Source organism: Rhodococcus sp. GA1, from assembly GCF_024321955.1.
Taxonomy (GTDB): Bacteria; Actinomycetota; Actinomycetes; order Mycobacteriales; family Mycobacteriaceae; genus Rhodococcus; species Rhodococcus pyridinivorans.
Genome location: NZ_CP097186.1, coordinates 2,699,799 through 2,725,403 on the forward strand (window position 1 = coordinate 2,699,799; position 25,605 = coordinate 2,725,403).

The 25,605-nt window shown below is 66.1% G+C and carries 25 protein-coding genes and 2 pseudogenes; 13 read left to right on the forward strand and 14 right to left on the reverse strand.

Going from position 1 to position 25,605, the window contains the following annotated elements:
* The first annotated feature begins 1 nt into the window (after position 1).
* Entirely contained in the window at positions 2-259 is a 258-nt protein-coding gene (locus tag M3330_RS12750) for an Atu4866 domain-containing protein (RefSeq protein WP_006550703.1), read from the forward strand.
* 21 nt (positions 260-280) lie between these two features.
* On the opposite strand, the gene M3330_RS12755 is transcribed toward M3330_RS12750, so the two are convergent.
* Complete coding sequence (locus M3330_RS12755; RefSeq protein ID WP_255024908.1) at positions 281-1,072, reverse strand: nucleotidyltransferase domain-containing protein; 792 nt, start codon at positions 1,070-1,072, stop codon at positions 281-283.
* 734 nt (positions 1,073-1,806) lie between these two features.
* Between M3330_RS12755 and M3330_RS12760 the strand changes: the two genes are divergently transcribed.
* Both M3330_RS12760 and M3330_RS12765 read left to right on the forward strand, forming a co-directional pair.
* Positions 1,807-2,943, forward strand: coding sequence for a tyrosine-type recombinase/integrase (locus M3330_RS12760; RefSeq protein WP_255024909.1), 1,137 nt, complete (start codon positions 1,807-1,809; stop codon positions 2,941-2,943).
* A gap of 2 nt (positions 2,944-2,945) precedes the next feature.
* A complete protein-coding gene (locus M3330_RS12765) occupies positions 2,946-3,962 on the forward strand; it encodes a hypothetical protein (protein ID WP_100167943.1) in 1,017 nt (338 codons plus the stop codon).
* A gap of 130 nt (positions 3,963-4,092) precedes the next feature.
* Here M3330_RS12765 and M3330_RS12770 read toward each other — a convergent pair whose 3' ends face one another.
* Both M3330_RS12770 and M3330_RS12775 read right to left on the reverse strand, forming a co-directional pair.
* On the reverse strand, positions 4,093-4,293 hold the full coding sequence (locus tag M3330_RS12770) for a hypothetical protein (RefSeq protein WP_006553262.1): 201 nt from the start codon (positions 4,291-4,293) through the stop codon (positions 4,093-4,095).
* A 182-nt stretch (positions 4,294-4,475) separates the two neighbouring features.
* A pseudogene (locus M3330_RS12775) lies at positions 4,476-5,011 on the reverse strand (HAD-IC family P-type ATPase); the annotation flags it as partial.
* Positions 5,012-5,026: 15 nt separating this feature from the next.
* On the opposite strand from M3330_RS12775, the pseudogene M3330_RS12780 reads away from it, so the two are divergent.
* Positions 5,027-5,263, forward strand: a pseudogene (locus M3330_RS12780) (arsenic resistance protein); the annotation flags it as partial.
* Positions 5,264-5,347: 84 nt separating this feature from the next.
* On the opposite strand, the gene M3330_RS12785 reads toward M3330_RS12780, so the two are convergent.
* Positions 5,348-6,271, reverse strand: coding sequence for a cation diffusion facilitator family transporter (locus tag M3330_RS12785; RefSeq protein ID WP_039958313.1), 924 nt, complete (start codon positions 6,269-6,271; stop codon positions 5,348-5,350).
* Positions 6,272-6,447: 176 nt separating this feature from the next.
* Between M3330_RS12785 and M3330_RS12790 the strand changes: the two genes are divergently transcribed.
* The 7 genes from M3330_RS12790 to M3330_RS12820 all read left to right on the forward strand — a co-directional run bounded on the left by M3330_RS12790 (position 6,448) and on the right by M3330_RS12820 (position 14,111).
* On the forward strand, positions 6,448-8,490 hold the full coding sequence (locus tag M3330_RS12790) for a cytochrome c oxidase assembly protein (RefSeq protein WP_228045308.1): 2,043 nt from the start codon (positions 6,448-6,450) through the stop codon (positions 8,488-8,490).
* A gap of 319 nt (positions 8,491-8,809) precedes the next feature.
* Entirely contained in the window at positions 8,810-9,523 is a 714-nt protein-coding gene (locus M3330_RS12795) for a M23 family metallopeptidase (RefSeq protein ID WP_225623919.1), read from the forward strand.
* A gap of 36 nt (positions 9,524-9,559) precedes the next feature.
* Entirely contained in the window at positions 9,560-9,922 is a 363-nt protein-coding gene (locus M3330_RS12800) for a BlaI/MecI/CopY family transcriptional regulator (RefSeq protein WP_033098755.1), read from the forward strand.
* The gene (locus tag M3330_RS12805) at positions 9,919-10,866 is read left to right on the forward strand and encodes a M56 family metallopeptidase (protein ID WP_006553269.1); all 948 of its coding nucleotides are present in this window, start codon (positions 9,919-9,921) and stop codon (positions 10,864-10,866) included. Before M3330_RS12800 ends, M3330_RS12805 begins: the two co-directional genes overlap by 4 nt.
* Positions 10,867-10,977: 111 nt before the next feature.
* Positions 10,978-12,756: a cytochrome c oxidase subunit I gene (gene ctaD, locus M3330_RS12810; RefSeq protein WP_255024910.1), complete on the forward strand. Its 1,779-nt coding sequence runs from the start codon at positions 10,978-10,980 to the stop codon at positions 12,754-12,756.
* 40 nt (positions 12,757-12,796) lie between these two features.
* On the forward strand, positions 12,797-13,327 hold the full coding sequence (locus M3330_RS12815; protein WP_085989315.1) for a hypothetical protein: 531 nt from the start codon (positions 12,797-12,799) through the stop codon (positions 13,325-13,327).
* Positions 13,328-13,475: 148 nt separating this feature from the next.
* Positions 13,476-14,111 carry a hypothetical protein gene (locus tag M3330_RS12820; RefSeq protein WP_006553272.1) on the forward strand — a complete coding sequence of 212 codons (636 nt, stop codon included), beginning with the start codon at positions 13,476-13,478 and terminating at the stop codon, positions 14,109-14,111.
* A 106-nt stretch (positions 14,112-14,217) separates the two neighbouring features.
* On the opposite strand, the gene M3330_RS12825 is transcribed toward M3330_RS12820, so the two are convergent.
* The gene (locus M3330_RS12825; RefSeq protein WP_006553273.1) at positions 14,218-14,847 is read right to left on the reverse strand and encodes a vitamin K epoxide reductase family protein; all 630 of its coding nucleotides are present in this window, start codon (positions 14,845-14,847) and stop codon (positions 14,218-14,220) included.
* Entirely contained in the window at positions 14,844-15,515 is a 672-nt protein-coding gene (locus tag M3330_RS12830; RefSeq protein ID WP_006553274.1) for a thioredoxin domain-containing protein, read from the reverse strand. The genes M3330_RS12825 and M3330_RS12830 overlap by 4 nt, the downstream gene beginning before the upstream one ends.
* A gap of 173 nt (positions 15,516-15,688) precedes the next feature.
* Here M3330_RS12830 and M3330_RS12835 point away from each other — a divergent pair, with 173 nt between their 5' ends.
* Together M3330_RS12835 and M3330_RS12840 are read left to right on the forward strand one after the other, a co-directional pair.
* Entirely contained in the window at positions 15,689-16,258 is a 570-nt protein-coding gene (locus M3330_RS12835) for a copper resistance CopC family protein (RefSeq protein ID WP_006553275.1), read from the forward strand.
* A 123-nt stretch (positions 16,259-16,381) separates the two neighbouring features.
* Positions 16,382-17,617 (forward strand): Nramp family divalent metal transporter, encoded by a 1,236-nt coding sequence (locus M3330_RS12840; RefSeq protein ID WP_006553276.1) that lies wholly within the window; start codon positions 16,382-16,384, stop codon positions 17,615-17,617.
* 34 nt (positions 17,618-17,651) lie between these two features.
* Here the strand turns inward: M3330_RS12840 and M3330_RS12845 are convergent, their stop codons facing one another.
* The 8 genes from M3330_RS12845 to M3330_RS12880 form a co-directional block, all read right to left on the reverse strand.
* Positions 17,652-17,924 carry a DUF4229 domain-containing protein gene (locus tag M3330_RS12845; protein WP_006553277.1) on the reverse strand — a complete coding sequence of 91 codons (273 nt, stop codon included), beginning with the start codon at positions 17,922-17,924 and terminating at the stop codon, positions 17,652-17,654.
* Positions 17,925-17,983: 59 nt separating this feature from the next.
* Positions 17,984-18,721 (reverse strand): DUF305 domain-containing protein, encoded by a 738-nt coding sequence (locus M3330_RS12850; RefSeq protein ID WP_033098562.1) that lies wholly within the window; start codon positions 18,719-18,721, stop codon positions 17,984-17,986.
* Positions 18,714-19,421, reverse strand: a complete 708-nt coding sequence (locus tag M3330_RS12855; RefSeq protein ID WP_033098563.1) for a DUF3105 domain-containing protein — start codon at positions 19,419-19,421, stop codon at positions 18,714-18,716. The genes M3330_RS12850 and M3330_RS12855 overlap by 8 nt, the downstream gene beginning before the upstream one ends.
* A 202-nt stretch (positions 19,422-19,623) precedes the next feature.
* Positions 19,624-20,463, reverse strand: a complete 840-nt coding sequence (locus M3330_RS12860) for a M23 family metallopeptidase (RefSeq protein ID WP_033098564.1) — start codon at positions 20,461-20,463, stop codon at positions 19,624-19,626.
* 84 nt (positions 20,464-20,547) lie between these two features.
* Positions 20,548-22,020, reverse strand: coding sequence for an apolipoprotein N-acyltransferase (gene lnt / locus M3330_RS12865; protein WP_226950135.1), 1,473 nt, complete (start codon positions 22,018-22,020; stop codon positions 20,548-20,550).
* A 174-nt stretch (positions 22,021-22,194) separates the two neighbouring features.
* Complete coding sequence (gene ccsB / locus M3330_RS12870; RefSeq protein ID WP_006554179.1) at positions 22,195-23,172, reverse strand: c-type cytochrome biogenesis protein CcsB; 978 nt, start codon at positions 23,170-23,172, stop codon at positions 22,195-22,197.
* A 3-nt stretch (positions 23,173-23,175) separates the two neighbouring features.
* Complete coding sequence (locus tag M3330_RS12875; protein ID WP_006554180.1) at positions 23,176-24,792, reverse strand: cytochrome c biogenesis protein ResB; 1,617 nt, start codon at positions 24,790-24,792, stop codon at positions 23,176-23,178.
* Complete coding sequence (locus M3330_RS12880; RefSeq protein ID WP_033098587.1) at positions 24,789-25,604, reverse strand: cytochrome c biogenesis CcdA family protein; 816 nt, start codon at positions 25,602-25,604, stop codon at positions 24,789-24,791. The genes M3330_RS12875 and M3330_RS12880 overlap by 4 nt, the downstream gene beginning before the upstream one ends.
* Position 25,605: the final 1 nt, after the last annotated feature.

Sequence of the window (25,605 nt, forward strand, 5' to 3'; positions counted from 1 at the left end):
CATGAAACAAGCCGGGCACCCGTTCGTCGGACTGTGGGTGACCGCCGACGGTAACATCCGCCAGCGTCTGCTGCCGGAGGGGCGATACGTCGAGGCCCGCGGCAGCCGGGAAGCTGCCTACACCGGTGACTACCGGATCGAAGGAACGATGATCTACTACCGTGACGACACCGGCTTTTCCGCCGACGGTGAGTTCCGCGACGACGTGCTGTACCACGCGGGAATGGTCATGTATCGGCACCTGAGAGCGCGGCAATAGGAGTGCCGATCCGGACGATGGTCATGCGGGCCGTTCGGTCGCAGCCAGGAGCTCGTGCAGCACGCCTTCCTGGAAAGTCCGTGCTTGCCGACCTGAAGGCGGAAGCTCACCGGAGCGTGCTGCGATGGACTGTTCGATCGCCTCGACCGGCTGGTAGCCGGTCCCGAGTAACCGTCGGCCGGCGTCGATTTTGGACAGCCACTTCCCGTAGCGATGTCGAACCAGCGCGCGACAGGCTCCGAGGACCGCGTCGTCGGCTCCGGGTGCGGGCCGGTCATCGGCTGGGCCGGGCAGCGCCATCCACCAGCGCAGCGAGTCGACCAATAGGCTCTGTAGTTCCTCCGGTGCCAGCTCGGCGAATGTCTCCGGGGCCGGCGGTCCCGCCAACACCCGGCCGCTCTGGTGCAGGATGCTGCGGTCCAGTCCGTACCAGAACGTCCCGTCGGCTGCCGGGCGGTCTGTGGGCTGAAGTGTCTGCCGGAAGGTCATGTCCGGCCCGTCGTTCAACTCGAGCTCGAAGCCCGGTTCTCCGGTGCCCGACTGCGCCGTAGCTATGGTGTAGACCACCAGTTCCAGACCTCGGGCCGGACATGGCAGGGCGCTGTGCCGCAGCCGAGCGATCAACTCCCGCTTCATCGTTTCGCTCAGGGGGTCGCGGCAGAGCAGGGCGATGTCGATGTCGCTGCGGCCGGGATGGAAGGCGTTCAGGGCGAGCGACCCGGCCGCGTACGCCCCGACGAACTCCGCACCGAGCACCTCCCGGGCAGTGTCCACGACGGCTTCGAGGTATGGCTCTACATCGATATTCGGCACCACCCCATCATGCGCGGCACACCGTGCCGTGCACACGATGCATGCCTCTACGTAGTGAGGCGCACGATGCAGGCCACCCAAGTATGGTCACTGAGCTTTCCGGTCTCCTCCGTGATGGCCCACGTCCGCAGACCTGTGCAGGCCAGGTCGGAAGCGATGTGATCGATCCACGGCCCGTGCTCGACCTCACCACCGGTATGCAGACTCCATCGGCTCATTACCGCCATGGATCGTGGATTACCCCGGTAACCGTGGTTCGTGTCGACAGGCCACGCGAGCATGCCACCGAAGCGCCTCGATCCGCAACCGAGAGGCGACCAAATTACTGGTTGACACAACAAGTTCTTGGTATCTGGCACAGTACATCGACAGTCTGATCTCGGTCGCACGTTTTGGTAAGGAATGACAGGGCACGTGTGCCGAAAACTATTGTGGGAAAATCGGTTTAATCATAAGGCTATGACTTGGTGTATCTGATGTGGCCCGATCGGTTCGGATGGGGCTGAAGAGTTGAGACGCTCTACTTCCGGAGGGAAGGACTGGGTCGGGGATGAGCGCTGGAGTTTGGCTGCTTATGTCAAACACGCGTGGTGGTGCGCTAATTGTCATTAGCGCACCATCGCCCCCGAAACACCTGTTGAGCGCCTTTTCCTGCTCGAGAGCGTCGGTGCGGGACGGTAGGCTCCTGTTTCGTGCCCGATGACCTGATCAGCCACCGTCCGGACGACGTTTCCGTGCCTGTGCCGACCGAGTCGGCCCCAGCTGCGCCGTCGGTGCCGGTGTTGCCGACCGAGACCCTCGTGCAGGTGGCCGGGACAGCGGGGCGGTCGCGGTCGGAGTCGACCCGCCGCAACTACGCCGCCGACTGGCAACGCTTCACCGCCTGGTGCCAGCGCGAAGGACACGCCCCGCTGCCGGCGCATCCGCTCACCGTCGCCGCCTACCTCCACGACGCGGCATCGACGGTGTCGGAGGTGGGGGAGCGGGCCTACTCACCCTCGACGTTGGCCCGCTGGGTCGCCGGGATCGGCTTCCACCACCGCCGCGCCGGCCACCCCGCCCCCGGAGCGGACGAGCTGGTCACCGCGACCCTGTCCGGGATCCGCCGGGACTATGCGGCGGCGGGGGAGCGGCCCCGCACCCCGCGGGCGCCGTTGCTCACCGCCGACATCGTCACCATCGTCGAGAAGATGCGCGCCGATACCGGCAGTTGGGCCGCGGAGGTCCTCGAACGCCGCGACTCCGCCATCTTCTTGGTGGGCTTCGCCGGGGCGTTTCGCCGCAGCGAACTCGTCGCGCTCACCTGTAGCGACGTGTCGCTGCACCGGCTCGACGGGCTGCACATCAAACTCCGGAAATCGAAGACCGATCAGGAAGGGCGGGGGAGTATCCGGGCCCTGCCGTTCACGCACAGCCACGTCAGTTGCCCGCCGTGTGCGTGGATGCGGTGGGCGCAGGTCGTCGCCGCCTTCGACACCGGGGGCCGCCCCGCCGTCATCCGGCTGCTCCGCACCGCCGAACCCTTCGAGGCGCACGTCTGCCGGGGATCGCGACCACGCATGGCGCCGTCCTCGCCGTGGTTGCGGGCGATCCGCAAGCACGGCAACCTCTCCGACACTGTCCTGTCGGGGGCGGCGGTACACAAAGCGATCCGGCGCCGCGCCGAACAGGCCGGCTACGACCCCGACATCGTCAAACAGCTCGGTGGTCATTCGTTGCGGGCCGGATTCGTCACCCAGGCCTTCCGCAACGGCGCCTCCGCGCACGCGATCATGCGCCAGACCGGTCACACCACCCCCGCCATGCTCGAGACCTACGCCCGCGAACACGCACCACTCATCGGCAACGCCGTCACCAATCTCGGCCTGTGACCGTGAGCGCCAGCGCCGGACGAGAGTTCTTCCGCAGCACCGATGTTCACGATGCCGACCTCGACCTGCGGATCCCCGCCCGCTACCGCCATGACTGGGCCCTGTTCACCGACTGGTGCACCGCCGCCGACCACCATCCCATCCCCGCCGCACCCGAATCCCTGGCGTTGTTCCTGCACGAGCACCCGGCCGTGGTCGCGACGCAGCGGCGCCGCTTGTCGGCGATCAACGCCGTCCACACCGGGCACGGCTATCCCGCCCCGGGGCGGACCGAGATGGTGCGCCGGCACCTCGACACCACTCGTGCTTCGCGTCTCGACCGGCTCGGGCGCCTTCTGGTGCAGCGGGCGGCCGAACTACCTGTCGAGGGATGGCCGAGCGGACTGTTCGGCCGCCGCGACGCGCTCCTGCTGGTCCTCGCCGCCACCGGCATGACCTTCACCGACCTCACCCGGCTGCGCCGCCGCGACCTCCGCCTCGACGGCAACACCCTCGTGGTTACCACCCGGACCGGCGAAAGATTCCGTCTCCCACCGGATTCCGAGACCGGGGACAACCCCGCGGTCGCGATCTACCAGCGGTGGGCGCAGATCCAGGCGTTCCTCGACCAGTATCCCGGCACCCATCTGCTGCGCCATCACCTCACCGACCCGAGCGAGATCATCACCGATCCGCTCGATGCGGAACAGGCTCGGCAACCGCTGTTGTGTCCGATCGACCGCTGGGGACACCTCCCACACGCGCAGCCGATGACCCCGCAATCGGTGTCGGCGCTGACCCGGGCGCACCTGTCCGGCCGGGCCCCGGTACGGAAGGTGTTGCCCGTTCCCCCGCAAGACGATGTCGACGCTTGGGTCGAGCCTGAGATCGACCTCGACGCCGGCTACTACGACCGCGGTACCACCGCCCGCCGCCGCGATCACCAGACCCTCGAAGACCTCACCGACGTCTTCGACGAGATCGAAGCCCGCACCGATGCGCTCCTCGAGGACCTGATGGGGGTGCTTGAGGGACTGTGAAGGGAGTCTGATGGAGTCGCCCGCTGGACGTGCACGCATGCCGTGCATTCATGCAGTTGTCGTCGGTCTTGATTCTCTCCGACGCATCCCACAGGAGTGCGCCAGAGCCACAGTTAACGAGCGCCGTCGATCAGGACAAGGCAGAACCGGATCCCGCCGAGCCGGTCGCCACGCCCGCCAACCACAGTGCAATGCACTCCGGCGTAAAGCGCTCCCACTTGCACAAGTTGAGGGCAGGCACGGGTGGGGCGGTGTCCGCAGCAGCGGTACCCATCGAACCCGCTCCGAGCGCGGCGGTCACAGCGGTCACGACGACGAACTTGCGCAGCATCAGGTGCCTTCCATAGACGTACATTCTGTGACATCGGAGATGGAGCACTTCGTTACCACAGTATCGATGCGGTCACCGAGGGAAAACCGATGCCATGCTCTTCGAAATCGGTGACCACCTGAAGCAGATGAGACAGGTGAGCGTCGAAGGTGGATTCGGCCAGATGACTAACGGTGGCGAGGTCACACGTGCGCAGCGGAACTGTGTCGGTCTGTGCGGACAGCACGGCGCCATTCGGTCTCTCGCAGCAATCGCAGTCCGTTGAGACCGACGAGGATGGTGGAGCCTTCATGACCCGCCACTCCCAGCGGCAGCGGCAGCGTGCCGACAAGGTCCCAGGTCACCAGGACCACGATGACCGAGGCGGCGATGACGAGGTTGGCGATGACCAGGCGTCGAGCCCTCCGGGCCAGGTGGATCACCGCAGGGATGGCGGTGAGGTCGTCACGGACGACGACCGCGTCGGCGGTCTGCAAGGTCAGATCCGATCCCGCGCCACCCATGGCGATACCGACATGCGCAGCGGCCAGCGCGGGAGCGTCGTTGATGCCGTCTCCGACGACGACCACTTTCGCTCCGTCGGCCTGCAGCGCGCGTACGGCGGCGACCTTGCCGTCGGGCAGCAGCCCGGCCTGCAGGCGCAGCGGCTCAGCGATCAGATCGGCGACCTCGGAATAGGTCTAGCTGCCGAAGAGCGTGTCGAACTGGCGAGTGCTGCCTCTGTCGACCGGCTGGGCCGTGGACGCTGTACGGGTTGCTGTTCACGATCGTGCTCCTATTCGCGCTCCAGGGCGAACAGATCACGTCGCAGCCATGGGACGTCGTGCGCATCGCTCTGCCTCTGCTCACCTATTTTGTCCTCATGTGGGGCGGCGGGTTCCTGTTCGGCGCCGCGATCGGTCTGGGCTACGAGCGCACCACCACCCTGGCGTTCACCGCCGCGGGCAACAACTTCGAACTGGCCATCGCAGCCTCGGCGACAGTGACCGTAGGATCGAAGGAGCTGCAGCGTGCGCCGTGTTCGTCCCAGGGACTCCTGGTGGGTCTGTGGAGGTCACCACGAGAGTTCGCGACAGCGTCCCTCGCCGTCGTGGGGTTCGACCTGCAGGGTGGCGTGTTCGAGGCCGAAGCGTTCCGCCAACAAGGTTTGTGCCGCTGTGAGCACGGCTGTGGAGTCCGCGTCGGATTCGGTGACCAGATGTGCAGAGGCCACTTCCATGCCCGAGGTAAGAGTCCAGACGTGCAGGTCGTGGGATTCATGGACTCCAGGAAGGGCATTAAGGGCGGCGTTGACCTCGGTGATGTCGATACTCTTCGGGGCTTGTTGGAGCAGTATGCCGATCGCGTGTCGGCCGAGATTGTAGGCCCGGGGCAGGACGAAGAGTCCGATGGCGACACCGATGAGCGGGTCGGCGTACCGCCAGCCGAACACGATGGTCACCACACCGCTGATAAGCACGCCGACCGAACCGAGCATGTCGGCCAGGACTTCGAGGTAGGCCCCGCGGACGTTGATGCTCTCCTTGGCGCCGGCGCGCAACAGGAGAAACGAAATGACGTTCATGGTGAGGCCGACCACGGCAACGATGGTGACGGGCAGGCCGGGGACTTCGGGTGGGGCGGACAGTCGTTGGAGGGCTTCGTAGAGAATCCAGAGGGCGACGCCGAACAGCAGGAGTGCGTTGAGCAGGGCGGCGAACACTTCGGTGCGGTACAGGCCGAAGGTCCGGTCCGGTCGGGTGCGGGCACGCTGGGCGACGGTGATAGCGGTGACGGCCATCAACACGCCGAACACGTCGGTGAACACGTGCGCGGAGTCGGAGAGCAAGGCCAGCGACGAGGTGGAGAGTCCGACGACGACCTGGAGCACAAAGGTCACCAGGCCCAGGGCCACGGCGATCCACAACCGTCGGACGTGTCGGCCGGAGGCGCTGGTGGCTTGGGCGGGCGAGAGGCCGTGTCCGTGTCCGTGGCTCATCGTTTTCCTTTCTCAAGACACCGACATCATATAGTCATATGCGCATGAATATATAGGATGGTCGCGAAAATTGGATCGGCACGATCAACTATCCTTCATAGTATTTCGGCGGCGAGGCGCGGCCTGCAGGTTCGGCCGGCGGGAACGGGCGAACAACGGACGAGGTGAGGTTTTCCGTGGCAGGTACCAGTAGAGCTGTAGTCGGCATGATGGTCTCTTGGACGGCAGGCGCGGCCCTGGTGGCGGCCGCCCTGGCGGCCGTGTCGAGCAGCGAGGTTCTGCGGTTGCTCGGGCTGCCGGATCCAGGAGTGCTCACGAGATACGGACTCCCGGCCGCCACCGCGATAGGGGAAGTGGCGGCGGTGGTGATGATCGGGTCGTTGCTGGTGGCGGCGGTGCTGGTACCACCACAGCGTTCCGGGCTGCTCGATGTCGACGGTTACCGCGCGGTGCGGACTGCGGGCGCGGCTGCAGCGCTATGGGCAGGATCGGCGCTGGTGCTGATTCCTCTGTCGTTGTCGGACACCTCCGGCCAACCACTGAGCACCGTGTTCGCCGATCCGGTTCCGTTCGTGCAGTCGGTGGGGCAAATCGAGGCATCCACCGCCTGGCTGTGGACCGCGTGTATGGCTGCCGCGGTGGGGCTGGGATGCCGCCTCATTCTGCAGCACCGGTGGACACCGTTGTTGCTGGTCCTGGCGGTAGGGAGCCTGATGCCACGCGCGTTGACGGGACATTCCGCCGGGGGCGGATCGCATGATCTTGCCACCAACAGCCTGATACTTCATCTGGTGGCGGCCGGACTGTGGGCCGGGGGATTGGCAGCGTTGGTGTTGCACGCCGTGCGTGGTGGCGGACATCTCGATGTCGCCACACGCCGGTTCTCCGCGCTGGCGACGGTGGCATTCGTGGTGATGGCTGCGTCGGGAATAATTAATGCTCTGGTGCGGGTTCCGCTTCGGGAGTTTCTGTCCGGCCCCTACGGACTTGTGGTCCTGGCCAAGGTCGTCGCACTCGGTGTAGTGGGGTGGCTGGGCTGGCGCCAACGGACGGTGGCGATCACGGCTCTGGCCGCCGACGCGTCGAATCGGGGGACGTTCATACGCTTGGCGGTAATCGAATCTGCGGTCCTGACGGCCACGATTGGACTCGGGGTGGCGTTGGGCCGTACTCCGCCGCCATTGGGCGAACGTCGCGAACCCAGCCTGGTCGACGAAGTCTTGGGGTACGGGTTCGATGGTGCCCCGACGCTGGGCAGGTTGCTGACGGAGTGGCGGTTCGATCTGTTACTGGGAACCGCAGCGGTCGTGCTGGCAGCGCTCTACCTGCTGGGAGTGCGGAGGCTACGTGCAGTGAGGCAGCCGTGGCCGGTCCGGCGCACCGTGTCCTGGCTTCTCGGCTGTCTAGTGTTGCTTCTGGTGACATCCTCCGGGGTCGGGCGCTACGCCCCGGCGGCGTTCAGCGTGCACCTGCCCGCATCCGCAGCGCTGGCGATCGTGGTGCCCATGTGCTTGGTTCTGGGCGCTCCGCTCACCTTGGCGGCCCGCGCGGTTCGCTCCGGCCCCAGCGATGCAGTTCCAGGAGCCCGCGACTGGATGCGGGCGATTTTCGCCAGCACCGCACTGCGATGGGTGACCCATCCCCTGGTGGCCGCGGTGGTGCTCGTGGGCACCTTCTACCTGTTGTATCTCGGAGGACTGTACGACGGCGGCTCCTACCCGGGACGCATGGTGCTCGATATGTGGTTGCTGGCGGTGGGGTTGGTCTTCTTCTGGGTCACCGTCGGGATCGATCCTGTCCCCGTGCCGCAGGGACCGTTGACGCGCGTGGGAGCAGTGGCGGTCGCGCTGGCCGGCTACGCGTTCTTTCTGGTCGCCCTGATCATGGCGGATTTTGTGATCGCCGCCGAGTTCTATACCTCACTGCAACTGGGTTGGTTCGACGACTTGGCTGCCAATCAGCGACTCGGTGGAAACCTGGCGTGGGCCGTCGGCGAGCTACCGCTGCTACTGGCCACCGTGCTCGCGCTCGTGCGATGGAGTTCGATCGAAAACCAGCGTGCCCGGAAGCGGAACGACCAGGTCGACCGCGAGGGAGATCGCGAACTGGCCGCGTACAACGCGATGCTGAACGGACTGCACCCACACTCTCGTACCGCGGCAGCAGCCGACGCCGCTGACTCCGGCCACGACCCCAAGCGCGAATCGGAGACCGGGTAACGATCCGGTATTGAAACTATGCAGAATAGTAGTAACGTGTCGGTGTCCGTCACCGTTTCGTTATCACGCGAGCGGGTGCCTTCTTGAGGATGCGATCTTGGCCCGACACCGTAAACCAGAGCCCCAACTCGTCGTTCCCCGCCGCTCTGACTGTAGTACTGCAGCGTGGCCTGTTCCCGAGCCGACCGATCCCATCGACGCAGGTCGCGATGACGCTGCTTTCCCGACGACAGTGGCTGTCCTGGACCCGGCAGAACGTCTCGATATCGAGCATCGGGATGCCCTTGCCGAGCATGCGGACGCCCTCGCCCCGAGGCCGATCCGAAGCAAAGGCGCGCATCGCCGAACGAGCCCAGGAACCAGCGGACGCGTGCTGGCCGTGTCGGTAGCGGCAGGCGCGCTGCTGGCAGCAACGACCTCGAGCGCCCATGCCGCCTCGGTCCCTCCCACGGTCAGCGACGAGATCGAGGCCGCGTCGCAACCCTCAGCCCCTACGGATGTGCTACCCCAGGCCCCCCAGGTGTTGCAGGCCGTGCAGGTGCCGATGCTGGCAGACTTCGCGGATCAACTCGACCGGGCACGGATCCGGGAGGAGCGCCGACTCATGCAAGAGGCCGAGGCGCGCCGCCCGAAAACGCTGATGCCTGTCAGTGGCACGCTCACGTCGAACTTCGGACCCCGCTGGGGCACGAGCCACTACGGGCTCGACATCGCCAACTCGATCGGCACCCCGATCGTCTCGGTGACCGATGGCACGGTACTCGAGGCCGGTCCCGCCTCCGGCTTCGGACTGTGGGTACGAATCCTGCAGGACGACGGCACGATCGGGGTGTTCGGGCACATCGATCAGGCCTTGGTTTCTGCAGGTCAGCGCGTGCGAGCCGGGGAACAGATCGCCACCGTGGGCAATCGGGGACAATCGACCGGGCCACATCTGCACTATGAAGTGTGGGGACCGGACGGCCAGAAGGCCGATCCCATGGCATGGTTGAACGCACGAGGGGTTCAGATCGCGTCAGATGCACGCACATAGATAAGGGATAATCGGCGAATGTCTGCGAGGGAAGCCATACACAGGTTGGGGGGTCTCGAAGCCGAGGTGATGAACGAACTGTGGTCGACCGACGAGCCACAGTCGGTCCATGGCCTGGTCGAACGGCTTCGCGATCGCAAGGAATTCGCCTACACCACCATTTTGACCGTGGTCACCCATCTGTATGAGAAGGGCTGGGTGCAGCGAGAAAAACGCAGTCGCGCCTACTACTATTCGCCCTCACGCAGCCGGGAGGAAGCCACCTCCGAGGCACTGCGCGCCCTGCTCGACAGCAGCACCGACCCCAGCGCGGTGCTGCTGCATTTCGCCAAGACGGTCAGCGACCGCGAATACGATGCCCTGCGCCGGGGCTGGACGGGCCGGGCCGCCGACCAATGACATTGGCCCTGGTCCTGTTGCTCGGCGCCGCCCTGATCTCGATGGCGGCCCCGCGAATGCTCGGTCCGCTCGCCGCCACCTCCGTGCCTCCCGGAGTCCTGCTGGCGGCGTGGCTGGGCAGCATAGCCGGGGCCTTGTTCTTCGGCGCCTCCGCGGTGGTCACCTTGGCCTGGCCCGACCATGCGCCTGCCGAGACCGCGGTCGAGGCCGTGGTGCGGTGTCTGTCCGCGGTTTCCCACGCGATGCAGCCGTGGATCACCGAAACCCTGGCCGCTACCGGAGCCCTGGCCCTGCTCACCATAACCGTGCGAGCCGTGATCCTGGGTCGGCGGTACACCAGAGAACAAACCCGTCTACTCGACTACCACCGTGATGTGGTCTCCATCGTCGCCCACTCCCGCGACGACGGTGTGATGTGGCTGGCGCACCCGATGCCAATGGCCTACAGCGTGGCCGGCCGACCCGGATTCGTGGTGGCTACCGACGGGCTCTCGCAGTGTCTGAGCGGTTCCGAACGCGATGCTGTCCTGGCCCACGAGCGGGCACACCTGCGAGGCAGTCACCACCTGATCGTCACCACATGTGACATCTTGGCCGCGGTGCTTCCGGCAGTGCCGTTGTTCGCCGCCGCCCCGGCCGCGGTCAAAACCCTGGTCGAACTGACCGCTGATCAGCACGCTGCCCGCGCCACCAGCACGGCGACGGTGTGCTCGGCGCTGACCGTGGTCTCCGCTTCGACATTGCCGCAGCCGGCCGGGACCTTGGGGTTGAGCAACGAGATCTCGCTGCGACTGCTCAAGCTGCGCGTGAGCTGGCGGACGCGGTGCCCGAAGGTGTCGTACGCCACAGCTGCGGCGTTGTCGATGGCGATGCCTGTCGCTACCGCGCTGGTCGGGCTGGCGGCGACCTCCGCGGCCGTGTGCCTGACCCTCGCTCAGGCATGATCCGGCACGGGCGACCGAACCGACCCTAATTACTATGCAGCATAGTAATTAGGTACGCTCGAGGGCGTCTCATCACCGTGCGCTCGCGCGAAACTTCGGATCGGACAGCACATGACCGCTCTCGCCCCGCCACCCTGGCCTGCCGCTACCCGCCCCATGCCGGCGCGGCGCGGCCCCAAGGGTGCGTTCATCCACAAAATGATCACCACGACCGACCCGAAAGTACTGGGTCAGATGTACCTGGTGACCGCGTTCGCGTTCTTCGCGATCGGAGGCCTGATGGCCCTGATCATGCGCAGCGAACTGGCCGCGCCGGGTCTGCAGTTCCTCTCGAATGAGCAGTACAATCAGCTGTTCACCATGCATGGCACGATCATGCTGCTGATGTACGCCACTCCTGTGGTGTTCGGCTTTGCCAACTACATCCTTCCACTGCAGATCGGCGCGCCCGATGTCGCATTCCCCCGGCTGAACGCCTTCAGCTACTGGCTGTATCTGTTCGGATCCCTCGTTGCAGTCGGCGGCTTCATCACCCCCGGCGGCGCCGCCGACTTCGGCTGGACCGCGTATGTGCCTTTAAGCACGGAAGTGCACTCCCCCGGCATGGGCGCAAATCTATGGATCGTGGGCCTGGCCATCTCAGGACTGGGCACCATCCTGGGCGCAGTCAACTTCATCACCACCATCGTGTGTATGCGAGCCCCCGGCATGACGATGTTCCGGATGTCGATCTTCACTTGGAACATTCTCGTCACCTCCATCCTGATCCTCATCGCCTTTCCGCTGCTGACCGCAGCGTTGATGGGGCTGCTATACGACCGGGTACTCGGCGGTCACCTCTTCGATCCCGCCACCGGCGGAGTGATGCTCTGGCAGCATATGTTCTGGTTCTTCGGTCATCCCGAGGTCTACATCATCGCGCTGCCGTTCTTCGGCATCGTCTCCGAGATTTTCCCGGTGTTCTCCCGGAAGCCGATCTTCGGTTACACCGGCCTGATCTACGCCACCCTCGGCATCGCGGCCCTGTCGATCGCGGTGTGGGCGCACCACATGTATGCCACCGGCGCGGTGCTGCTGCCGTTCTTCTCGTTCATGACCTTCCTGATCGCCATCCCGACCGGAGTGAAGTTCTTCAACTGGATCGGCACCATGTGGAAGGGGCAGTTGACTTTCGAATCACCGATGTTGTTCTCCGTGGGTTTTTTGATCACCTTCCTCTTCGGCGGCCTGTCGGGCGTGATCCTGGCCTCCCCTCCTATGGACTTCCAGCTGCACGATTCGTACTTCGTGGTGGCGCACTTCCACTACGTCGTGTTCGGCACCGTGGTGTTTGCGACCTATGCGGGTATCTACTTCTGGTTTCCGAAGATGACCGGTCGAATGCTCGACGAGCGCCTAGGCAGGTGGCATTTCTGGTTGACATTTCTGGGCTTCCATTCCACCTTTCTCGTCCAGCACTGGCTGGGCAATGAAGGCATGCCCCGCCGGTACGCCGACTACCTGCCCTCGGACGGATTCACCACCCTGAACACGATTTCGACGATCGGATCTTTTGTCCTCGGTGCCTCGGTGTTGCCATTCGTGTGGAACATCTTCAAGAGCTACCGCTACGGGCAGATCGTCACTGTCGACGACCCCTGGGGCTACGGCAACTCGCTCGAATGGGCGACTACCTGCCCGCCGCCGCGACACAACTTCACCGAACTGCCGCAGATCCGCTCCGAACGGCCGGCGTTCGAGCTGCACTACCCGCACATGGTCGAACGCATGAGGGCCGAGGCACACGTGGGTTTCGGTGGTGCGCCCAGGAGCACCGAAATCGCTAAGCGTGAGCTTGCCGAACCGCGGAGCACCGGCGAGGCCTCGGCACGCACCGATAAGAAGGAATAAATCGTTCGCCGTCTCGGCGCCGAAAGATCGGAAAATACCGTTGAAGACCAACATGCCGGTGGTGACCGTGCCGGCAACAGACCGAGCCACCGCGGCATTGGCCGACTGGCTCATCCGAGACCTGACCGCCGTGACGCTCGAGCATGCAGGGCTTCCGGATCCTCAACGGTTACGTCGCCTGCCGCCGATCACCGCCGCGCACATCGGCAAGCCGGGTAAGTTGCGCCGACATGTGCGTGCGTTGGAACATGTTCTCGGGCAGGTGGATCGGCATCTTCGTGCCGGTGCGCACCTGCGCGAGCATGGCCTAGGAACCGAGTCGGTACCGGCCGTGCCGACAGAGCTCTTCGACGTGGCGGCGGACCTGGCCGGCACCGTCGTCGAGCGTGGCAGTCCGGCTGCGGCACTGGCCAATCGGGCGGTGCTGCTCGCGGCCGGAGTTATCGGCCGGGGGCTGGGGGTAGTCGATGCCTCCGCGACCTGGTCCGCTACCGCGGGGTCGTATTGCGCGATCATTGCGCAGTTGTGGCGGGACGAGCCCCAGGCACAGGTGCTGGTCGATCCCGGGTAGAGGGCTGGTGCCTGGTCCGAGGGGTGCGGGTACCTGCGCCGGTCGGTCCTCGGACGGATCGGGCTGGATCCATCCGAGGGCCGACCGGTCTGCTCCGCTTTGGACGGTCGCGGTCACCGGAACATTTTCCCAGGGCGGAGGTCGAGTTATGAGCGAGTCGGGTGACCGTAGTGATCCGGACGAGGTACAGCCCGGCGACGAGTCGACTGTCTACCCCGATCCGGTCCACCGTCGACAGGAGCTGGCGGCCGCCGAAAAGAGGGTCGCCGGACAGATCGATCCCGGGATGCGTGCGGTGGTGGTCGCTGCAGTGGTGGTGGTGGTGGCGGTCTCGTTCTCACTTCCGCACAACGGTGGCGCCAACGGCTGGCAGGTGCTGGCCGGCTCTACGGTGGCACAGGCCGAAACCATCACCCTTCCTTCGCGGATCTTTTTGGTGCTGGCAGCGGTGTTCGGGATCGTGCTCTCGATGCTGGCGCTGGTGACCCGACGATGGGTGCTGGCCTGGTTTGCCAGCGCCGGGTGCACGCTGGCGATCGTGTTCGGTGTGCTTGCCGTGTGGTCGCGGCAGACCCTCGATCCCGTCGCCGGTGGGGCCGGCCCGGGCATCGGCTTGTTTTTGGGGTGGGGAGCGATGACCGTCCTGGCGTACCACTGGATCAAGGTGGTTTGGGCGCGGTCGTCGCAGATGGTCGAGGCCGAGGCTGCCCGTCGGGCTGCCGAATCCGAGCTGCCCGAGCAGTACCTGCACCGGCTTCCTCCACCACGCGAGGACGGCACGTAGTCGTCCGAGCATTCCCGCGCGCCTCGCAAAAGGTACCTCGCGATGGGGAGAATATCGCTCGATGCGCCGTGAGTGAGCGGAGGCTGCCGCTACCCGGAAACTTTTGTCAGATCAGGGTTTGCCAGTACGGCCAGAAGGCGTGCGCTACCAGGGCGGATACAGTCAGCGTCCAGACGGTGGGGACCACTGCATGCAGCCGGTGCAGCCGCTGCCATGACCGCAACGGTCGATGTTTTTGCACCGCCTCGAGGTGCAGCAGGCAATACCACCAGCCGAGCACGCTGACCAGCCACACCACCATGCAGTACGGGCACAGCGCTTCGATCCGGTAGAGGCTCTGGAAAATCAGCCAGTGCACGAAGGCGACCGCCGCGGTCAGGCCGGCGAACAGGCCGTTCCAATACCAGCGGGGCACGCCGGCCCCGGCCAGGACCGCTACGGCGGTGGTCAGTACGACCGTGAAACCGATGACGCCCAGCAACGGATTAGGGAAGCCGAACAGTTCCGCTTGCCACGAGGTCATGATCGACCCGCAGCTGATGACCGGGTTGATGCTGCACGAGGGCCGATAGGCCGGATCGGCCAGCACGGCGAACTTTTCGACGGTGAGTACCAGCGAGGCTAGTAGCCCCGCTGCGCCGCAGACAACGAGGATCCAGCCCACCCCCGTGCTGCCGAGCGTCCGACCCGACGCCTCGTCGGTGGCAGGCGCCGCCGGACGCGTCGGGGCGCTCACTCGGCCAGCGCCGCGTCGATCCGGGCCCGTAGCTGTTCGTAGGTGGGCATGGGGGGCAGCTCGACGCCGTTGAGGAACAGGGTGGGTGTGCCTTGTACACCGAGGGTAAGACCGTCGTCGAAGTCCCGGTCCACGCGCGCGCTGACGGTGGGATCGTTGACGTCCCGCTCGAATGCGGCCATATCCAGGCCCAGTTGTTCGGCAAAACCCCAGAATACTTTTTCCTGGGACTGGCTCGACTCGCCCCACTGTGCCTGGGTGTCGTACATGAGCTGATACATCGGCTCGAGACGCCCTTGCCGGGCCGCGGCTTCGACGACCCGTGCGGCCAGATGGCTGTTGGTGTGGCTGGGAATGGGGAAGTAGCGGATCCCAAAGTCGATCCGCCCGACGTACTCGTTGCGGATTTGTTCCATCACCGGGTACAAGGCCCGGCAGGACTCGCATTCGAAATCAAGGAATTCGACGAGTTGGACCTTGTCGTCGGGGGCCGTGGACAAGGTACGGATATCTGGGGTCCACACCGGTGCCGTGGCAGCGCCGGGCGCCTCTTGGCCAGTCGTCCCGGCGTTCGTCCCGGCCCTATTGGTGTAGAGCAACACCGACAACAACACCACGAACAGGGCGACCAGAGCCGCGGACACTTTCACATTGGTCGTCAGTTTCATATTCTCGTCCGTCTCGGTGTCTGAGCGAGCCGGTAGCGTCACCGACCAACCGTAAAACTACGGTACATAGTAGATGGGCTAGGGTAGACCCCGATCAGCACCCTTTGCGTTCTCTCGACAGGCCACCGCGCCGGACGCTGCGCCGGGGTAGGGAGCCGAGAAAGTATGTTCCCATGACCAGACTCATCACGATCTTCGCCGCGGCCGCCGCGGTGCTGCTCCTCGGCGTCGCGCCCGCGCAAGCTCACAGCATGTTGATCGGTTCGACTCCCGCCGCCGACGCCACGGTGGCAAGTTCCCCGGACGGAATCGAACTCGAGTTCAACCAACCCATCAACACCGCTTTCGCCACCGTGACACTTACCGACAGTTCGGGCACTCAACGGGGAAGCTCCGAGGCGATTGTCGACGCAGAACGGGTGCGGCTGGCCATCCCGGAGCCCTTGACCGCAGGGGAGTATACCGTCGGCTACCGGGTCGTCTCCGCCGACGGCCATCCCATCACCGGTTCCTACGCCTTCACCGTCACCGCGGCGGCCGGGCAGACACCGACCTCCGAGGCTCAGGAGGCGTCCCCCTCGTCGGGCGCAGCCGAGCCCGAGACCACCGAAGCGCAGGTTGCCCCTGAGGACTCACAGTCCTCAGGCTCGTCGATTCCGTTGCTGCTGGGGTTCGCAGTACTGGGGGTGCTGGTCATCGCCGGGGGCACCTGGGCGGCAATGCGCGCCTTCCGGAAGAGCTGACACCGGACTCGGCGAGGAGGTGCTGCCCGCAGTCATCTCCTCGCCGGGACTCTGTGCACACCGCGACTTCTTGAAATTTCGGTTCCCCTGACTTTTAATTCAGGGAAACCTTTTGGAGGGCGGATGACGCTGACGCGCAATGTCGGGCCAGTGCAACGGTGGCGCCGTGGGACTCTTCTCGGACCGGCATTCGTCGCCTCTATCGCCTACGTCGATCCGGGCAACGTGGCCTCCAACGTCAGTGCCGGGGCCCAGTTCGGTTATCTGCTGGTGTGGGTCATCGTGGTGGCCAATGTCATGGCCGCGCTGGTGCAGTACCTGTCCGCCAAACTCGGTCTGGTCACCGGCAGGTCGTTGCCCGAGGTGCTCCGCGAGCGCATGTCCCTACCGGCGCGCTTGGCGTACTGGGGACAGGCGGAACTGGTCGCCATGGCTACCGACCTGGCCGAGGTCATCGGCGGCGCCATCGCCCTGAACCTACTGTTCGATCTCCCGCTACTGACGGGAGCGTTGATCACCGGAGCGGTCTCGTTGCTCTTGCTGCTGGTGCAGGACACGCGTGGTCAGCGCGGTTTCGAACGGGTCATCACCGGTCTGTTGCTGGTCATCGCGATCGGGTTCGTCACCAGCCTTTTCGTTGCCCCGCCCCCCGCCCACGCCGTGGCCGCAGGACTCGTGCCGCGCTTCGACGGTGCCGAATCGGTGCTGCTCGCGGCGGCCATGCTCGGTGCGACCGTGATGCCGCATGCGGTGTACCTGCACTCGGGACTGGTCCGGGATCGTCACGGTCATCCCGAGCCCGGTCCGCGACGGGCCGTGCTGCTGCGGGTCACACGCTGGGATGTCGGACTGGCCATGGTGGTGGCGGGCACGGTGAATCTGGCCATGTTGCTCACGGCCGCGACAACGTTGCAGGGCCGGGAGGGGGTCGATTCGATCGAGGAGGCGCACACGGCGCTGGGCCTAGAACTCGGCTCGACGGTAGCGCTGCTGTTCGCGCTGGGCCTGTTGGCCTCCGGGTTCGCGTCGACCTCGGTGGGTGCCTACGCTGGGTCCTTGATCATGGACGGGCTGCTGCGCAGACGGATACCGCTGCTGGCGCGGCGCTTGATCACCCTGGTGCCGGCGTTGGTGGTGGTCGCGCTCGGGACGGATCCGACCCGGGCCCTGGTGCTCTCGCAGGTGGTGCTGTCGTTCGGTATTCCTTTTGCGTTGATCCCTCTGGTGCGTCTGACCAGCGATCGGGCGCTGATGGGCATCGACGTCAACCATCGGCTCACCACCATGGTGGCGTGGGTTATTGCTGCCACGATCACGGCGCTCAATTTGGTGTTGATCTATTTGACGGCGCGGCCTTGACTGCGTCCGTTCCGAAACATCGGATTGATGAGGATCAGGGCCGGGGCCGTTTCGGTGGGTATTTTCGCTGGTTATCGATGATGCGGATCTCGTCGTTGATCCGGGTGCGCAGCCGATGCAGGGCTACCAGCGACACTGCTATCCCGGCGAGTACACCGACAAGGAGCGTCCACGTCAGCGACACCTCGAGTCCGAGAAGGTGGACGCCGGCCACCGCGGCGCCGGCGCAGCCGGCGACCACCGCCAGACGGACTGCGGTGTAGAGGAACACCAGGCGGGACACCCGCATGGTCGACGACTGTTTCATGATCGCTCCTGAGCGCCGACCCGGGACGGTGCCGGTCCGGGTCCTGGCAGTTTCGCCGGTCAGTTCATCGGTAAGGGTGCGGCGCCGTGGGCCGTAAGTAGTTGCTGCATCGTCGTCGATTCGGCTTGCTGGGTGTCGGCGATCTGTCGGGCCAGCGTCGTGACCACTTGTTCGGTGGCGTTGGCCGCGGCGTAGCGTGCCATCGGCAGGCCGCCTTGATGGTGCCGAAGCAGCAGTTGCAGGTACAGGGTGTCGAATGCGGGGCCGGTGGTGCGTCGTAGCGTGTCGAGTTCGGAGGTGGTGGCCATCCCGGGCATCCGTGGTCCTTGGATGGCCGATCCGGGCGGCATCGCCGCGTGCTCGGTCATACCTGCCGCCGTCCCGGCGCTGTCCTCGGTAGCGCGCATCCAGGTCATCGGTTCCCCGGCCGCCTGCAGCGGTCGGTCCCATACGGCCAACCAGCCCTGCATCGTGCCCCATTGGCCCTGCTGGGTGGTGAGCACGTCGTAGGCGAGGGTGCGGACCGCCGGGTCGGTCGCGTTGGTCAGCGCCATGGCCGACATTTCTACCGCCTGGCTGTGGTGCACCGACATGTCCTGGGCGAAGCCAACCTCGACCGAGTCCTGTGCAGGTGGCTCGGGATGACCGCCTCTCAGTCCCGAGGCACCGATACCCAGATAGAGACCGACGACGAGCGCGAACACACCCACGGCGAGCGTGCGGCCGAGCCTGGCCCATCCACCGGCAGCGGGAGCGGCGGGGGCAGTGAGGACGGGAGTGTCGTCGGACTCAGCCATTGCCGGGTCCGAGGTTCGAGCCTGTCGCCGGGGCGGCGGGGGCAGACTGCTGGCCCACGGTCATGGGGACGGCGTCCGGCCCCGGCGCGGACGCATCGAACGGCGGCGGAGCGCTCGGATCGAAACTGCCTGGAGTGGTGGAGCAGGTGGCACCTGCCTCGGGGTGGGTGTTGGGGTTTCGGCGCAAGGCAGTGATGAACTGGGCGAGTCGATCGTCTTCGGAGTCATCGAGCGCGAGGCGGTGGCCCCAGGACTGCACCGAGATCGGGGATGGCAAGCCCGGATAGGGCGACATCAGGGTGTAGGGCTGGCCGTCGACCTTCGCCTCCAATGTTGACACCTCGTCCCCGGTGACCTTCTGCGGGTCGTACGTAATCCACACCGCGCCGTGTTCGAGCGAATGCACCGCGTTCTCGCTGCGGATCGGTTCGGAATAAACCGTGCCGGTACAGGTGGCCCAGTACTGATCGTGTGGGCCCCCCATCGGGGGAGTCTGGTCGTAGGCCACCCGTTGCGGTGCCTGCACATGCGTTCCGGCCGGGTAGTCGATCTTCTCCACCCCGTCGATCACCGCAGACGGATCGGGGTTGTCCGCACTGGGCACGTACTTCTGGGCCTCGGTGCGTTCGGAGATCTTCGGGACGAGGTTGTACGCGATGGCCCCGATCAGGGCGATGATCACCACGGCAGCGCCGATCATCGGCCACGGCACCCGGTGCGAGTCGGCTAGGAGGAGCGGTCCCGGTCGCTTTCGGGGCGTCTGCGACTTCGGTTTGTCTGAGCTGTTCACCGCGTTTGCCTTCCTCGGCACCGATAGGCCGTCGCCCTACCGTAAATACTATAAATCATAGTTTTCCACGTGGGGGCCGTCGGAGGCTGCCATCGCCGAGCCGACGCGGCGGCTATGCCATCCGCGACAGGTCTGTCGGGGGTACACCCCGTTGCTGCAGCCACTGGGTCGGATCTACCTTCGTACCGGCCGGATCGGTGGTTTCGAAGTGCAGGTGCGGACCGGTGGACTGACCACGATTGCCGACGGTGGCGATCTGCTCACCGGCTTGCACACGCTGATCTACCTCAACCAGCGTTTCGTTGATGTGGCCATAGGTGCTGGTGGACCCGTCATCGTGCCGGACCTGGACCCACAGACCGAACCCGGAGGCCGGGCCGGAGTCGATCACGGTGCCCGAGGCGGCAGCATAGACCGGGGTGCCGATGCTGTTGGCGATGTCCAGACCGGCGTGGGACGAACCCCATCGCGGTCCGAACGCGGAGGTCAAGGTGCCCGAGACCGGAGCGACGGCGAGGGGCTGCAGTGTCGGTGTCGCCCAGGAGGCTGCGTTTGTCGGCACCGCTGAGCTCGACGGCAGGGCCGGAACAGTGGCGGCAGGGGACACTACCGCGGGAAAACCCGGAACCGCGGCGAGTTGGTCGAGCGCCGCCTCGACCTCCGGCAGAGCGGCCAGTGCTGCGAGTTCGGCTGGCAACGGGACCGGTGCAGGCGCGGCGGCATGCACACCACCCGAGGTCGGCTGGGCAGCCGCGGTGCCCGGAGCGAGAATCTGAGATCCCACGATCAGCAGTGCGCCGGTCGCGACCGACGATGCACATGCCCCGGTCGTGGCGCGGTTCGTCGGCGCCCGGTGCCGCCCCCGGCGTCCTTCGGATCCTGGCGCGGAACCCGGTTCTATATCGGTAAGGTAACGGATTTGGTTCCGGGTTGATGCATGGTGCCGTCCCACAATAACGCTCCTGACATGCTCTTTCGATGTAGATCCGCCGTTGCCGCGACGGGTAAGATAACGAAACGATATACTAAGAAGGCGCTAAAAACTACCTGTCTTAGTAATTGGGTGGGTGTGGGCCTTCTGGCGACCGATGAGCAGGATCCACATCACGGCCGCGGCGGCGAGCACCTCAGGGCCCGAACCGAGCCGGGTCGCCCAGGTCAGTCGGGTACCCAGGGGCAGCTCACCGACGAGGACGTCGGCGGTGAACATCGCACTGCGGTTGGTGACCGCGCCGTCGGGAGTGATCAGAGCGCTGACGCCGCTGGTAGCCGCGACCACCACGGACCGCCCGTGCTCTACCGCCCGTAGCCGAGACATGGCCAGCTGCTGGTAGGTCATCTCGGTGCGGCCGAAGGTCGCGTTGTTGGTGGGCACTACCAGCAACTGGGCGCCTGCCCGCACCGACTCGGCAACCGCATCGTCGAAGGCAACCTCGTAACAGGTCGCCACCCCCACCGGTACGCCGTTGAGCTCGACCCGGCCGGTACCGTCTCCGGGGATGAACCGGCCTGCCTGCGCGGCCGCCGGCCACAGGCGCTCGATCACCGGGCGCAGCGGCAGATATTCCCCGAATGGCACCAGGCGCCGCTTGAGGTGCCGGGCCCCGGGACCTGTCACCGGATCCCACACCAGCGCACTGTTACCGCTGGTGCCGTCCCCGTTGTCGAGCACGGCACCGACGAGGATGGGCACGCCGATGGCGGCAGCGGCCTCATCGAGCTCGGCGTGGGCATCGGCCTGACGCAGCGGATCGATGTCCGAGGAGTTCTCCGGCCACACCACCAGCTGCGGCCGGGGCGCGCGACCCGACGCCACGTCGACGGCAAGTCGTTCGGTCGCCGCGACGTGATTGTCGAGCACGGCCCGACGCTGGGCGTTGAAATCGAGCCCCATTCGCGGCACGTTGCCTTGCACGGCCGCGACCGTGACCGTCGATGCCGGGAAGCGGGCGGAGTCGCGCATCCCGACGAGCGGTGCCGCCGCAAATGCGACCGCTGCCAGCAGCATCGAACCCATCGCGACCGCAGGCCGCCGCTCGCGCGCAGCGATCACGGTTGTGACCACCGCGGTGCCGATCACCGCGACGGCGAAGCCCACACCGGCAGGCCCAGCAAGGGAAGCCAGCTGCAGAAGTGGCCCCTCGGCTTGCCCGAAGGCCAGCCGTCCCCACGGAAATCCTCCGAACGGAATCCGTGCGCGTATTGCTTCGGTGACCACCCAGGCGGCGGCAATCGATACCGGGGCCGCCGGGCGGCGGCTGAGCGCCGCGGCCAGGGCGCCGAATATCCCGACCGCGAGCGCCTCGATCGCTGCAAGCGCCAACCAGGGCACTGGTCCGACGTAGACACCGACCCAGGGCAGCAAGGGCAGAAAGAACCCCAACCCGGCCAGGTAGCCGTAGCCGAAGCCGGCGCGCCTGCGTCGGCCGTGCAGTACGGCGGTGAGCACGGCAATGGCGAGCGGGGCCAACCACCATCCCGTGCGGGGTGGGAAACTGGCATAGAGCATCAGCCCGGCCAGAATCGATGCCGCACTACGCACCGGCACCGACAACTCCGGTCCGCGGCGGCGCACCGAGGTAGGGAGCGCCACGGTGGTGGCCCCCTCACTCATCGACGAGTTCCCTCCTATTAGGCGGACGCGCAGACCCCTGTACACACAGGTACACATGCCCAGGGTGTGTCAGTTCAGTCCGGCATAGGAGTGCAGCCCCGAGACCACCATGTTGATGATGAACAGGTTGAACAGCATAGATACGAACCCGGCAATGTTGATCCAGGCCGCGCGGGTTTCCCGCCAGCCGGCGGTGGCCCGGGCGTGCAGGTAGGCGGCGTAGATCACCCATGCGATGAACGAGACGGTTTCTTTCGGGTCCCAGCCCCAGAACCGGCCCCAGGCGGCTTCGGCCCAGATCGCGCCGAGGACGACCCCGGCACCGAACAAGGGGAACGCGAAGATCGTCGTGCGGTAGGCGAGACGGTCGAGGGCGCGGGCGTCGGGGAGCCGTTGCATGAGTCGGGCCAGCCGGGTATCCGGGCGTTTTTCGGCGTTCAACGCCAGCAGAAACAGCGTGCTGGCCACCCCGGAGACGAGGAAAACTCCGCTCGAGACGGACACGACCGAGACGTGGATCGGCAGCCAGAAAGACTGTAGCGCCGGCACCACCGGGGCGGCATCGGCGTAGAGCACGGTGCCAGCGACGAACAGCAGGATCAGCACCGGGATCAGCGCGAATGCCCACAGCACGCGCAGCGCCGGGCGGCGCAGCACGATCAGCCCGGCAAGTACGCCCACCGCGCAGGTGACGGTGACGAACTCGTACATGTTGCCCCAGGGGAAACGCGCGGTGGCCAGCCCGCGCAGCACCATCGAACCAACGTGCAAGATCAGGGCGATCACGAGGACGCTGACGCCCATGCGGCCGAGCCGGTCCGAAAGGTCCCGCCGGGGTGGCTCGGCGACCCGGCCCGGCCTGTCGGCGGGGACCGCAGAGGTGGTAGAAGTGGCAGAGGTGGTGGCGGCCGCGAGGATGGGTGCGGTACGGCGCACCCGCACGGCCGCGAATTCGGCGATGAACAGCACCAGCGCCAGTAAGTAGATGGCGAAGGCTGTTTCGAAGCTCAGGTCGGAGTAGCGGGCGAGGGTGTCGTCAATCGGCATACGCTATCGGTCTTCCTTCGGAGCAGAGGGCACATCGGGTAGCAGGCGCTGACAGATGTCGGTGAACTCCGAACCCCACCCGGCCTGGTCGGTACGGGCCAATCCCCCCAGTTCGAGGGCGGTGCCGGCGCCGTCAGGGCGCAACCGCACCCAGATCCGGCGGCGCTTGATCACCAGCGAGGCCAGAAGTCCGCCCATCATGGTGATTGCGAAGACCAGCACCCAGTTCTGCGCGGGATCATGAGAGACCTGCAGGTAGGCGAATTCCTCGGCGCCGTCGAACCGTACCGCGGTACCGTCGGCCAGGGTCGTGGACTCGCCGGGCTTCAGGTTGACGCGGTCCTGTTTGACCAACCGGCCCTGATTGATCATTTCGGAGTTCAGCTTGAAGATCGACTGCGGAATGCCGGTATCCAGGCCGGTATCGCCCTTGTAGATGTCGATGGCCACGGCCGGATCCAACATGTCGGGGAACACCGAGGTCAGCAAGGTGCCGTCGAACGCTGCGGTGGGCGCGAACAGCCCTTCGAGCGCGATCTGGTTGCGGCGGCGCTCGTCCGGATCCGGGTAGGTGCCGCCGGGCGGATCGAAACGCAGGGCGCCGCTGCTGAGGAACGTGGTGGCGTCCTCGGGGGCGAACTGCAATGTTTCGGTGCGCGATTGTCCGTCGGGGAAGGTCACGGTGAACCGGGGCGCGTAGCCGTGGCCGGTGAGGTAGACCCGTTCGTTGCCCAGGCGCAGCGGTTCGTTGACCCGCAGTCGGTGCTGCTGCCAGCGGTCGGTGCCCAAGTCCTCTCCGTTTTGGTAGGAGATGTTCGAGGTGAACATCTTCGCTTGGCCGTTGTCGAGGTAGTCGGCGGAAAAGTCCTCGACCCTGACGCAGAAGGGCTCGAGTCCGGTGCCGTCGGTGGCGGTACCGGCTCGGAACGAGTCGTACACCGCCGGGGAGGTGTTGCAGAACCCGGGACCGCCGTCGGCGATGACGATCACCGCGCCCTCGTACCCGAACAACCGGCCGGTGGCCACCGCCACCAACAACCCCACCAGGGAGAAGTGGAAGACCAGGTTGCCGGCCTCGCGCAGGTAGCCCTTTTCGGCGGAGATCGACCGGTGCCCGTCGTCGCCGGTGCGGGTGACCGTTCGCCACCGGCGCAGCACGGTCTGTACCTGCTCGAGAGTGTCGTCGATGGGAGTGTCGAGTTTTCCCTGGTGGTGGTGCGGCAGCCGGGACAGATTGCGCGGTACCGCGACCGGCTCACTGCGCAGCGCCCGCAGATGCTCGCGCAGGCGCGGGAGCAGACATCCGATGAGCGAGATCATCAGCAGCGCGTAGATGGCGGTGAACCAGAAGCTGGCGAACACGTCGAACATTTCGAGTCGGTCCAGGAGCGGGCCGAGAACCGGGCGGGCGGCGATGTACTCGTCGACCTTGCCGACGTTGAGGTTGCGTTGCGGGAGCAGCGCCCCGGGGATCGCGGCGACCGCGAGCAGGAACAGCAGCACCAGGGCGGTGCGCATCGAGGTGAGCTGACGCCACAGGTTCCGGGCCTGGGCGAGGGCGCGGCGCCACGGAGGAGGACTCGGTAGCGGTGGTGCCGGATTCCGGTCGGTGAGGGTCATATCGGTAGCACCACGCTGGTGACGAACTCATCCCGGATCCACGCGATGAACAACTCCCATGCCCCGGTCAGCAGAGCGATGCCGACCGCGAGGAGCATCACGCCGCCGACGATTTGAATGGTGCGAGAGTGGCGGCGCAGCCATCCGACACCGCGCAGGGCCGAGGACGAACCGAACGCCAAGGCGATGAACGGCAGTCCCAGTCCCAGGCAGTACGCGACGATCAACAGCACTCCGCGGGCGGCGGTGGTGCCTTCGGTGCCGGCCGCCACAGACAGCACCCCGGCCAACGTCGGGCCCAGGCACGGTGTCCACCCCAGCGCGAAGACCCCACCGAGCAGCGGGGCGCCGGCGAGTGAGGAGATGCGCCGGGGCGCAAAACGGGTGTCCTTCTGCAATGCCGGAATCAGGCCGATGAAGGCCAGGCCCATCACGATGGTGATCACCCCGCCGAGGCGTTGGAGCAGTTCCTGGTTGATCCGCAGTGCCCCGATCACCCCGAATACCGAGGCGGTGGCCAGCACGAACACCACGGTGAAACCGGCGACGAACAGGCCGGCGGCGCCGGTGACCCGCCACCGGCCCGTGGTGTGTACCCCGGCGGTGCCTACACCGGCAGGGGTCAGGGCCGGTGCTTCGGCGCCGGAGACGCCGGCCAGATACGACAGGTAGCCGGGCACCAGGGGCACCACGCACGGAGAGGCGAACGAGATCAACCCGGCCAACAGACAGGCGCCCACCGCCAACAGCAGCGGCCCGGACGCGGCCGCGGTCTGGAAACTCGCCCCGATTCCCTGCGCGAGCACAGTCACG